10 protein-coding genes and 2 pseudogenes are annotated in these 11120 nt (G+C 69.8%); 8 read left to right on the top strand and 4 right to left on the bottom strand.

Annotation, left to right across the window (positions count from 1 at the left end; translation table 11 throughout):
• Nucleotides 1–138 precede the first annotated feature (138 nt).
• The 4 genes and pseudogenes from MFF61_RS34025 to metH form a co-directional block, all read left to right on the top strand.
• Nucleotides 139–231: pseudogene (locus MFF61_RS34025) on the top strand (hypothetical protein); the annotation flags it as partial.
• 123 nt (nt 232–354) lie between these two features.
• On the top strand, nt 355–1341 hold the full coding sequence (locus tag MFF61_RS06635) for an ArsR/SmtB family transcription factor (RefSeq protein WP_238234291.1): 987 nt from the start codon (nt 355–357) through the stop codon (nt 1339–1341).
• A gap of 89 nt (nt 1342–1430) precedes the next feature.
• On the top strand, nt 1431–2351 hold the full coding sequence (gene metF, locus MFF61_RS06630) for a methylenetetrahydrofolate reductase [NAD(P)H] (protein ID WP_238234290.1): 921 nt from the start codon (nt 1431–1433) through the stop codon (nt 2349–2351).
• A 252-nt stretch (nt 2352–2603) separates the two neighbouring features.
• Complete coding sequence (metH, locus tag MFF61_RS06625; protein WP_238234289.1) at nt 2604–6350, top strand: methionine synthase; 3747 nt, start codon at nt 2604–2606, stop codon at nt 6348–6350.
• A 45-nt stretch (nt 6351–6395) separates the two neighbouring features.
• Here the strand turns inward: metH and MFF61_RS06620 are convergent, their stop codons facing one another.
• Nucleotides 6396–6803 carry a MerR family transcriptional regulator gene (locus tag MFF61_RS06620; protein WP_238234288.1) on the bottom strand — a complete coding sequence of 136 codons (408 nt, stop codon included), beginning with the start codon at nt 6801–6803 and terminating at the stop codon, nt 6396–6398.
• 71 nt (nt 6804–6874) lie between these two features.
• Nucleotides 6875–7132, bottom strand: coding sequence for a hypothetical protein (locus MFF61_RS06615; RefSeq protein ID WP_238234287.1), 258 nt, complete (start codon nt 7130–7132; stop codon nt 6875–6877).
• Nucleotides 7133–7300: 168 nt separating this feature from the next.
• Between MFF61_RS06615 and MFF61_RS06610 the strand changes: the two genes are divergently transcribed.
• Nucleotides 7301–8032 carry a sigma-70 family RNA polymerase sigma factor gene (locus tag MFF61_RS06610; protein WP_238234286.1) on the top strand — a complete coding sequence of 244 codons (732 nt, stop codon included), beginning with the start codon at nt 7301–7303 and terminating at the stop codon, nt 8030–8032.
• A gap of 138 nt (nt 8033–8170) precedes the next feature.
• Nucleotides 8171–8584: a hypothetical protein gene (locus MFF61_RS06605; protein ID WP_238234285.1), complete on the top strand. Its 414-nt coding sequence runs from the start codon at nt 8171–8173 to the stop codon at nt 8582–8584.
• Here MFF61_RS06605 and MFF61_RS06600 read toward each other — a convergent pair.
• Entirely contained in the window at nt 8578–8793 is a 216-nt protein-coding gene (locus tag MFF61_RS06600) for a hypothetical protein (protein WP_238234284.1), read from the bottom strand. The two genes, MFF61_RS06605 and MFF61_RS06600, sit on opposite strands and share 7 nt — an antisense overlap.
• Before the next feature lie 180 nt (nt 8794–8973).
• On the opposite strand from MFF61_RS06600, the gene MFF61_RS06595 reads away from it, so the two are divergent.
• Together MFF61_RS06595 and MFF61_RS06590 are read left to right on the top strand one after the other, a co-directional pair.
• Complete coding sequence (locus MFF61_RS06595; protein WP_238234283.1) at nt 8974–9519, top strand: formaldehyde-activating enzyme; 546 nt, start codon at nt 8974–8976, stop codon at nt 9517–9519.
• A 105-nt stretch (nt 9520–9624) separates the two neighbouring features.
• Nucleotides 9625–10497, top strand: a complete 873-nt coding sequence (locus MFF61_RS06590) for a collagen-like protein (protein ID WP_238234282.1) — start codon at nt 9625–9627, stop codon at nt 10495–10497.
• Nucleotides 10498–10587: 90 nt separating this feature from the next.
• Here MFF61_RS06590 and MFF61_RS06585 read toward each other — a convergent pair.
• Nucleotides 10588–11120 (bottom strand): annotated as a pseudogene (locus MFF61_RS06585) (DHA2 family efflux MFS transporter permease subunit); the annotation flags it as partial.

Here is an 11120-nt window from a genome sequence, read left to right as displayed (position 1 = left end):
CCACGTCGGAGGAGCGGAGATGTTCTTGAAGCCTGCAACATCTCCTTGACGCATGACCTGCGGCGGATCGGCCTGACGACGGTCCCGCCGCCCGATATTGACGGCATCGCCGCCATGATGTGCGCCTAACCGTTCGCCGTGCCGTTCGAGAATCTCGATGATCAGGTGGGCCGGGGCGGGTCCCTCGTGCCGGAAGCCATCGTCGCGAAGACCGTCGATCGCCGCCGCGGTGGCTACTCCTTCGGCGCGTCCCGCCATGCGAGGTCCGCGAGCAGGCAAGAATTCCGCTTGCACCGGGTCCGAAACGCACATAAATATATCTTTATGTTTCGCACCGACCCCGAGTCGCCGTCAATGACCCGCCCGCTTCCCTTCGCCGATGCCCTGAGCGTGCTGCGCGCGGCGGCGGAGGAGACGCGCCTGCGCATCCTCGCGCTGCTGCGCGAGGGCGAGCTCTCGGTCTCCGACCTCACCGACATCCTCGGCCAGTCGCAGCCGCGCATCTCGCGCCACCTCAAGCTGCTGGTGGAGGCGGGCCTTGTGGAGCGGCATCGCGAGGGCGCCTGGGCGTTCTTCCGCCTCGTCGAGGGCGTGTCGGGGCTGCTCGAGCCGCTGGTCGCCGCAATGGACCGCGCCGCGCCGCCGCTCTCCGAGGACCGCGCCCGGCTCCAGGCGGTGCGGGCGCAGCGCGCCGAGGCCGCCCAGAGCTTCTTCGCCCGCATCGCCCCGCAATGGGACCGGGTGCGCTCCCTGCACGTGCCGGAGGCGACCGTCGAGGCGGCGATCCTCGACGTGCTCGGCCCCGGCCCGATCGGCAGCCTGATTGATCTCGGCACCGGCACGGGCCGGATGCTCGGCCTGCTCGCCCCGCGGGCCACGCGCGCCACGGGGCTCGATGCCAGCCACGCCATGCTGTCGGTGGCGCGCGCCAACCTCGAACGGCTGGGGCTCTCCCGGGTCGATCTGCGGCAGGGCGACATCCATGCCCCGCCCTTCGGCCGCGGCAGCTTCGACCTCGTGCTGGTGCACCAAGTGCTGCACTACCTCGACGACCCGGCCCGGGCGCTGCGCGAGGCGGCCCGTCTGGTCGCGCCGGGCGGGCGCCTGCTGGTGGTCGATTTCGCACCCCACGATCTCGAGTTCCTGCGCGAGGCGCAGGCCCATCGCCGGCTCGGCTTCGCCCCGGAGCAGGTCGCCGGCTGGCTCGGCGACGCGGCCCTGAGCGACGTGCGCGTGCGCGAACTGGCTCCGAGCGGCGAGGCCGGGCACCGCCTGACGGTCACGCTCTGGCTCGCCCATGAGCGCAGCGCCGCCGCCGTACCCGCCCGCGAGGTTGCCTGATGGCCGCCGCAAATCCCGCCCATACGCTGCCCGTGCGTGACACGGTGTGCGTCCCCCAACGTATCTGAAGAAGAGAACCGAGGTCCCCGATGGTCTCCACCGCCTTCCGCCCGAGCCGCGAGAGCCGCCGCCCGATCCGGGTCTCCTTCGAGTTCTTCCCGCCCAAGACCGCGGAGATGGAGGAGACGCTCTGGTCCTCGATCGAGCGGCTGGCGCCGTTGCAGCCGAGCTTCGTCTCGGTGACCTACGGGGCGGGCGGCTCGACCCGCGAGCGCACCCACAACACCGTCGCGCGCCTCGTGCGCGAGACGAGCCTGAAGCCGGCCGCCCACCTGACCTGCGTGGCGGCCACGCAGGGCGAGGTGGACGACGTGGTGCGCTCCTACTGGGATGCGGGCGTGCGCCACATCGTGGCCCTGCGGGGCGACCCGGCCGAGGGCGTCGGCACCGCCTACCAGCCGCATCCGGGCGGCTACGCCCGCTCCTGCGACCTCGTGGCCGGCATCAAGCGCATCGGCGACTTCCAGGTCTCGGTCTCGGCCTATCCGGAGCGCCACCCGGAGGCGCCTTCCCTCGACCAGGATCTCGACGCGCTCAAGGCCAAGGTCGATTGCGGCGCCGACCGCGCCATCACCCAGTTCTTCTTCGACAACGACCTGTTCTTCCGCTACCTCGACCGGGTGCAGTCGCGCGGCATCAACATCCCGATCATCCCGGGCATCCTGCCGGTGCAGAACTTCAAGCAGGCGGCGAACTTCGCGCGCCGCACCGGCGCCTCGGTGCCGGACTGGCTGGCCGCCCGCTTCGACGGCCTGGAGGACGACGTCGCCACCCGCAAGCTGGTCGCGGCGGCGGTGGCGGCCGAGCAGGTGCTCGACCTCCTCGACCGCGGCGTGACCGACTTTCACTTCTACACCATGAACCGCGCCGACCTCGTCTATGCGATCTGCCATCTGCTCGGCCTGCGCGCCGTTCCGGCCGCGCCGCTGCCGGAGAAGGCCGCGGCGTAACGGCCGGCAGTGTCGGGAGCCCGGTCGAGGCCGAACCGCAGGACACGATCCGCCCCTTGCCGCCGGAAATGAGGCGCTCGTTGGATGAGCGCCTCGACACGATCGACCGCGCTCGAAGCGCATGACGTTCGCTTCGAACGGCCGGTGAAGCGCCTCGCGTCACTTGAGACGCAGTCCTGACGCTTCTCCGACTGGTCCCCATCCTATCCCAGGGCCGGCCTTCGCCCGGCCCGAATCCCGGAACTTGCCCACATGACCGACTTCCGCCCCGTCGACGGCACCGAGATCGAGCGCGCGTTGCGCCAGCGCGCGTCCGAAAGGATTCTCGTCCTCGATGGGGCGATGGGCACGGTGATCCAGCGGCTCGGATTCGGCGAGGCGGATTTCCGCGGCGCCCGCTTCATGGACCACGCCCACGACCAGAAGGGCAACAACGACCTGCTGATCCTGACCCAGCCCGACGCGATCCGGCAGATCCACCTCGACTACTTCCTCGCGGGCGCCGACGTCTGCGAGACGAACACCTTTTCCGGCACCACGATCGCCCAGGCCGATTACGGCATGGAATCGATCATCCACGAGCTGAACGCGCAGGGCGCCCGGCTCGCCCGGGAGGCCGCCAAGCTCGCGGAGGAACGGGACGGCAGGCGCCGGTTCGTTGCCGGGGCCATCGGCCCGACCAACCGCACGCTCTCGATCTCGCCGGACGTGAACAATCCCGGCTACCGCGCGGTCAGCTTCGACCAAGTGAAGCAGGCCTATGTCGAGCAGGTGCGCGGCCTCATCGACGGCGGCGCCGAACTCATCCTGATCGAGACGATCTTCGACACGCTGAACGCCAAGGCGGCGGTCGCCGCCGCGTGGCAGGTGTTCGAGGAGACCGGCGTCAAGCTGCCCATCATGATCTCGGGCACCATCACCGACCTGTCCGGCCGCACGCTCTCGGGCCAGACCACCGGCGCCTTCTGGAACTCCCTGCGCCACGCCGACCCGCTCACCATCGGCCTCAACTGCGCGCTCGGCGCGCGCGAGATGCGCGAGCACATCGCCGATCTCTCCCGGATCAGCGACACGCTGGTCTGCGCCTATCCGAATGCCGGATTGCCCAACGAGTTCGGCCTCTACGACGAGAGCCCGGAAGCCATGGCCAAGCTCGTCGGCGAGTTCGCCGAGTCGGGCCTCGTCAACATGGTCGGCGGCTGCTGCGGCACCACGCCCGACCACATCCGCGCCATCGCCCAGGCCGTGGCCGACAAGACGCCGCGCGCGATCCCCGAGATCCCGCGCCTGATGCGCCTCTCCGGTCTGGAGCCGTTCGTGCTGACGAAGGACATCCCCTTCGTGAACATCGGCGAGCGCACCAACGTCACCGGCTCGGCCAAATTCCGCAAGCTCATCAAGAACGGCGACTACGCGGCGGCCCTCGACGTGGCCCGCGACCAGGTCGCCGCCGGTGCCCAGATCATCGACATCAACATGGACGAGGGCCTGCTCGATTCCGAGAAGGCGATGGTCGAGTTCCTCAACCTCGTGGCCGCCGAGCCCGACATCGCCCGGGTGCCGGTGATGGTCGATTCCTCGAAGTTCGAGGTGATCGAGGCCGGCCTCAAATGCGTGCAGGGCAAGCCGATCGTGAACTCCATCTCCATGAAGGAGGGGGTCGAGAAGTTCGTCAAGGAAGCCAGGATCTGCCGCTCCTACGGCGCGGCGGTCGTCGTGATGGCCTTCGACGAGGCGGGTCAGGCCGATACCTACGAGCGGAAGGTCGAGATCTGCACGCGGGCCTACAAGGTCCTCACCGAGGAGGTCGGCTTCCCGCCCGAGGACATCATCTTCGATCCCAACATCTTCGCGGTCGCCACCGGCATCGAGGAGCACAACGATTACGGCGTCGCCTTCATCGAGGCGGCGCGCACGATCCACGAGACGTTGCCCCACGCCCACATCTCCGGCGGCGTCTCGAACCTGTCGTTCTCGTTCCGCGGCAACGAGCCGGTGCGCGAGGCGATGCACGCGGTGTTCCTGTTCCACTGCATCAAGGCGGGCATGGACATGGGCATCGTCAACGCGGCCCAGCTCGCTGTCTACGACGAGCTGCCGCCGGAGCTGCGCGACCTCTGCGAGGACGTCGTGCTCAATCGCCGCCCCGATGCGACCGAGCGGCTGCTGGAGGCTGCCGAGCGCTTCAAGAGCGGCGGCGAGGCCAAGGCCAAGACCGCCGACCTGTCCTGGCGCGAGGGGCCGGTCGAGAAGCGCATCGAGCACGCGCTGGTCAACGGCATCACCGAGTACATCGTCGCCGACACCGAGGAGGCGAGGCAGGGGGCCGAGCGTCCGCTCCACGTCATCGAAGGCCCGCTCATGGCCGGCATGAACGTGGTCGGCGACCTGTTCGGGTCGGGCAAGATGTTCCTGCCCCAGGTGGTGAAATCGGCCCGCGTCATGAAGCAGGCGGTCGCCTATCTCGAACCCTTCATGGAGGCCGAGAAGGCGGCGAACGGCGGAGGCAAGCGGCAGGCCGCCGGCAAGGTGCTGATGGCCACCGTCAAGGGCGACGTCCACGACATCGGCAAGAACATCGTCGGCGTCGTGCTCGCCTGCAACAACTACGAGATCATCGATCTCGGCGTGATGGTGCCGGCCACCAAGATCCTCGAGACCGCCAAGAAGGAGCAGGTCGACATCATCGGTCTGTCCGGCCTCATCACCCCCTCCCTCGACGAGATGGTCCATGTCGCCGCCGAGATGGAGCGCGAGGGCATGGACATGCCGCTGCTGATCGGCGGCGCCACGACGAGCCGCGTCCACACCGCCGTGAAGATCCACCCGGCCTACGCCAAGGGCCAAGCGGTCTACGTCACCGACGCGAGCCGCGCGGTCGGCGTGGTGTCGAGCCTGCTCTCGAAGGAGACGCGCACCGAGGTCATCGACACCGTCCGGGCCGAGTACGCGAAGGTCGCCGACGCGCATGCCCGCTCCGAGGCCGACAAGCAGCGGCTGCCGCTCGCGAAGGCCCGGGCCAATCCGTTCAGGATCGACTGGTCGGCCTACACGCCGACGAAGCCGAGCTTCACCGGCACCCGCGTGTACGGCTCCTACGAGGTCGCCGACCTCGTCCCCTACATCGACTGGACGCCGTTCCTGCAGACCTACGAGTTCAAGGGCCGCTTCCCCGCCATCCTGGAGGATCCGGTCCAGGGTCCGGCCGCCAAAGCCCTGTTCGACGACGCGCAGACGATGCTCAGGCAGATCGTCGAGGAGCGCTGGTTCAACCCGAAGGCGGTGATCGGCTTCTGGCCGGCCAACAGCGTCGGCGACGACATCCGGCTCTACACCGGCGAGAGCCGGCAGGAGACGCTCGCCACCTTCCACGGCCTGCGCCAGCAATTGTCGAAGCGCGACGGGCGCGCGAATACCTGCCTGTCCGACTTCGTGGCACCCGAGGGCAGCGGCCTTGCGGATTACGTGGGTGGCTTCGTGGTCACCGCGGGGCTGGAGGAAGTGCGCATCGCCGAGCGGTTCGAGCGCATGAACGACGATTACCGCTCGATCTTGGTCAAGGCCCTCGCCGACCGCATCGCCGAAGCCTTCGCCGAGCGCATGCACGAGCGCGTCCGCAGGGAGTTCTGGGGCTATGCCGCCCACGAGTCCATCGCGACCGAGGACCTGATGAAGGAGGAGTACGACGGCATCCGCCCGGCTCCCGGCTACCCGGCCCAGCCCGACCACACCGAAAAGGTCACGCTGTTCGATCTGCTCAAGGCGGAGCGGCGCATCGGCGTGAAGCTCACCGAGTCCTACGCCATGTGGCCGGGCTCGTCGGTGTCGGGCCTCTACATCGCCCATCCGCAGGCGCACTATTTCGGCGTCGCCAAGGTCGAGCGCGACCAAGTCGAGGATTACGCCGCCCGCAAAGGCATGGACGTGGCGGAGGTCGAGCGCTGGCTCGGGCCTATCCTCAACTACGACCCGGCGCGCTACCTCGCGGCGGCGGAGTGATCCCGGCGGCCGGCGCGCCGTTGCGCTGCGCCGGCCGTCCTCCGCTCATCCGGGCTCGGCCATCAGCGCATCGATGATCGGGCAATCGGGCGTGTCGGTGCCCGAGCACGTGCCGATCAGCCGGTCGAGGTCCTGTTCGAGCTGGCGCAGGTCGGCGAGCTTCTCGCGCACCTCGGCGAGGTGGCGGGCGGCGATGCCCTGCATCTCGCGGCAGGTGACCTGACGGCGGTCGACCAGGGTCAGCATGGCGCGGATGCTGTCGATCGGGAAGCCGAGGTCGCGGCAGCGGCGCACAAAGGTCAGGCGGCGCACGGCCTCGGCGTCGTAGCGCCGGTGCCCGGACGGCGAGCGCGTGGGCGGGGGCAGCAGCCCGATCCGCTCGTAATACCGCACGGTTTCGAGGTGCACCCCGGTGGTGGCCGCCAGCGTGCCAATCGTCAGCTCATCCGTCATCGTACCGTTCATGCTCCCGGCTGGCCCGTAGCGGCTACGGGATTGAGAGTGCAGCAAGCTCAGGTCAGTGGCTATCGGCCGCGCGCGCTGTGCAGAATTTTTCCAAAGTGCGGAATACGGGATGCTGTGGCAGCGGATCGGTCGCGCCGCGCAGGATGGACGCTGCGCGCCGTCCCGATAGTCGTTGCAACGACAGCGTTGATGGCTCCGACGAGTGGAATTGCCTCAGAAATTTCGAACATCATCAATTTCACTGTGCGTGTACTTGCCTCTCCGTCCTTCTGAACGAAAAAGATATTGTTTGCTCCACGAAAGAAATTGCTCTCCATATCTCTCCTTCAACGGTATCGATCTGACGGTGTCAACTTGAGCGCAAGTGGTTGCGGGGCGCTCAAGCACATGTTTAGGCTGCGTTCAGACTTATGTTGCCACACCGACGGCCATCCGTCCGTATCAGATCTTGCTCAGCTCGCATGAACAAGCCCGCGAAGAGTGTCATGTCTCTCGACCAAGCATCTCTCACCACGCCGGATGAGAGCGCCGTGCTGGCACCAGTACCACCGGCTGACCTGCGCCCGCCGCTGCCCGGCTACCTGCGCGAGCATCTCGGCAAGCAGCTGCGTGCGTTCTACGCTGCGCTCGTGGCCGAATCGCAGCCCGCCGCGCTGCTCGACCTGACCGCCAAGCTGGAGAGGGTGCTGGCCGAGCGGCCGGCCGCCGATCCGCGCTTCCGCGACGACCTGCTGGCGGCGCTGCCGGCCTTGCGGGCCTTCGCGGTGTCGCTCACCGGCAACGTCGCCCAGGCCGACGATCTCGTGCAGGAGACGCTGCTGCGCGCGTGGCAGAAGCAGGACCGCTTCGAGCCGGGCACCAACCTGAACGCGTGGCTGTTCACCATCCTGCGCAACCAGTTCTACACGACCTGCCGCAAGCGCCGGCGCGAGGTGGAGGACGTCGATGGGGCCGCCGCGCAGCGCCTCGTCGCCCTGCCGGATCAGGAGGACGGCATCGAACTCCGGGACGTCTGGGACCGGCTCGGCCGCCTGCCGCCCCTGCAGCGCGAGGCGCTTCTCCTCATCGCCACCCAGGGCCTCACCTACGAGGCCGCCGCGCGCCTGATGGGCTGTCAGGTCGGCACCGTGAAGAGCCGGGTGAACCGCGCCCGGGCGGCCCTCGCGGCCGCGCTCGATCTGGAGGGCGGCCGGCTCGGCCGCTCGCTCGCCCCGTGACCGGCAGGATCGGCGTCCGCCGGCGGGGTTGACCCGCGGCCTCCGGGCGCCCAAAGCTTGGCGGCAGGGCCGTGCGGCCGGCGGCCGGGCCGAGAGACACCGGCCGGGAATCACCGGCAAGGAGCCAGGACGAGCGCCATGCGGACAGGTCTGTGGGGGATCATGCCCCTCGTCGGGCTCGCGGCGGCGGGCTGCACGGACTTCGCGTACACCTCGAAGACCTATGCGAGCCTGCGGGCGCAGGTGGTCACGATCGGCTGCAACGATCCCTACGAGGTGTTCGACGAGCGCCAGCAGCGCCGGATGCTGATCGTCTCGAACGGCCTGCGCGAGGTGGCGGGCTGCGGCCTGAACGGGGCCGATCCGGCGCTCACGCGGCGCAGCCGCTTCACGGAGGCGGCGGTGACCTACCTGGCCGAGACCGGCCGCGAGACCTGCCGGATCACCGGCGAGACCGTTTTCACCGATCTGCGCACCGAGTTCGCCTATGCCTGCGCCGAGCCGGTGGAGCGGCCGGGCACCAGGGTGCAGCGCCTGCCGGGCCGCTACTGACCGCCGGCCGGCGGGGCGGGATGCGGGAAGGTGCGCTCGGCCGCGTCTCCGGCCGCGGCGAGGAGCGCCCGGGCGAGGTGGCGCGCCTCCGCCCGGTCGAGGGCGATGACCGCCGTCACCGGCTGCCCGCCGAGATCGGCGAGCGCCAGTTGGATCTCAACGCCCGCCTCGGTCGGGGCGACCCGCAGGGTCCAGTCGCGATCGCTCATGGCGGCATCGGGGTCTCGTGGGCGCCTGAGCGCCGGAACCCTGCCCTATAGACCATTTTCCGTGGCGGGCGATCCGCTCGTGCTGCGCAGCCGCGGTTGACCCGCCGGGTCCTGCGTGATGGGTGCGCCGCGGACAAGGCGCGAGGCCGCCGGCTGCCTCGGCCGCAACGGGAACGAGCGATGAGCGAGATTGTCTTCCGCACCGGCGAGGCCACGGTGCTGGCGGCCGAGGGCCAGTACACCGACGCCATGCCCGAGGTGCTGATCGGCTCCGTCCGCGGCCCGGTCGGCGCGGCCTTCGCGTCGATGATGGGGCAGGTCCAGGGCCACACCCGGATGTTCGTGGTGCGCGACCTCAACCAGCTCGTGCGCCCGGCCACCATGATGACCACCAAGGCGACGATCCACACCGCGGAATACGTCGAGCTGCTCGGCGGGGTGGTTCAGGCCGCCACCGGCGACGCGATCGTGGATTGCGTGATCGAGGGCATCCTGCCGCGCGAGGGCCTCGACGACCTGTGCATGATCATCATGATCTGGCTCGATCCGCGCTGCGCCGAGGATCCGAACCTCGACCGCCGGGACCTCTACCGCACCAACTACGAGGCGACGAAGCTCGCCATCTCCCGCGCGATCAGGGGCGAGCCGACCATCGACGACCTGATCGCCAACCGCCGGACGGTGAAGCACTACGCGCTGGAGGACGTGATCGAGTACGACGCCTGAGCCGTACCGACCGGCCGGGGGCATGGCCTCGGTCGCGCGAACCTGCTTAGGTGGCGGCGGCCCGGCGGTCCCGTGCGGGCTTCTTTCGAGGATCCGGGGTATCCGATGCGCCTACACCGCGCCGCGCTGGTTCTGTCCGCTTGCCTCCTGTCCACCGGTGCGGCGCTTGCTCAGCCGCAGCGGGAGCCGGCCCAGCCGCCGCCCGGTTCCGAGCGGCCGGCCGGCCCGGGCCGCGGTGCCGCGGCGCCCGCGTCGGCGCCGGGCATTCAGGTCTGGGACGCCCGGATCGAGGCGGGCGATCTGCGCGTCTCCGGCAGCGTCGGCCGGGCCGGCGTGGTCGTCACCCTGGACGACGACATCCCGGTCCAGACCGACCGCCGCGGCCGCTTCACGCTGCGCGTGCCCTACCTGCCGCCGAACTGCGTGGCGACCCTCAAGGCGGGCGAGCAATCCCGCGAGATCGTGGTGGCGAATTGCGGTGCCACCGGCGCGCCCGGCCCCAAGGGCGAGCCCGGCCCGACCGGCCCGCAGGGAATGGCCGGACCGGCCGGGCCCAAGGGCGATCCGGGTGCCAAAGGAGAACCGGGAGCCAAGGGAGAACCGGGACCCAAGGGAGAGCCTGGCCCGAGAGGGGAGGCCGGGCTCAAGGGTGAGCCGGGTCCCAAAGGAGATCCGGGGGCGAGGGGAGAGGCCGGCCCGAAGGGCGAGGCGGGGCCGGCCGGTCCCGCCGGGCCGCGCGGCCCCCAGGGCGCACCGGGTCCCGTCGCGGCGCCCGCCGCAGCCCCGGCCCTGCGCGTTCTGCGCCGCGACGCCTGTTCGGGCGCATCCTGCGAACTTGCCTGCGAGACCGGGGAGACGATCGTCTCGGCCTATTGCCTGCGCGGCGGCGCCCCGAGCTACCGCAGCGGCGAGGGCGGCGACACGGTGGCGTGCCCGTCCGAGAGCGCCGGCATGGTCGGCATCTGCGCCAAGCTCTGAGCGGGGCGGCCCGCCTCATGCCAACGGCCCCGTCGATCCCGGGCTTGCCCGGGATCGAGATCGATGCGTCGGCATCCCGGGCCGTTGGCGTCAATACTCCGGGGGCCGGTCGCCCCCGCGGCGGACGGGCTTGAGGATCATCGCCAGCGGCACGGCCGAGGCCGAGACCAGGGCGAGCGTCCAGAACACGTCGACGTAGGCGAGGAAGGACGCCTGGGTCAGCACCTGCTGCCCGATCCAGGCGATGGCTTGCTTCCGGGCGTCCGCGGTGCTGGCGCCGTGGGTGGCGAAGTACTCGGTGGCGGCCCGAAGGGTCTGCTGGTAGGCGGGCCCGGAGGGCACCACGTGCTCGACGAGCCGGCTCTGGTGGAACTGCTGGCGGTAGGCCAGTACGTTCTGTGCGAGGGAGACCCCCATCGAGCCGCCGACATTGCGCGCCACGTTGATCAAGGCCGAGGCTTGGTCGGTCTGCTCCTTGGGGATGCCCTCGTAGGAGGCGGCGGTGATCGACAGGAAGATCATCGGAAGGCCGATGCCGATGTAGATGCGCGACCAGACGAAGAAGCCGAAGTTCAGGTCGCCGTACAGGTTCGTCAGGTCGATCATCGCCTTCGCGATGATCG

Source organism: Methylobacterium isbiliense (genome assembly GCF_022179325.1).
GTDB classification, from domain to species: Bacteria; Pseudomonadota; Alphaproteobacteria; order Rhizobiales; family Beijerinckiaceae; genus Methylobacterium; species Methylobacterium isbiliense.
The sequence above is the reverse complement of the archived record's forward strand: the minus strand, read 5'-3'. Positions and strand labels throughout refer to the sequence as shown.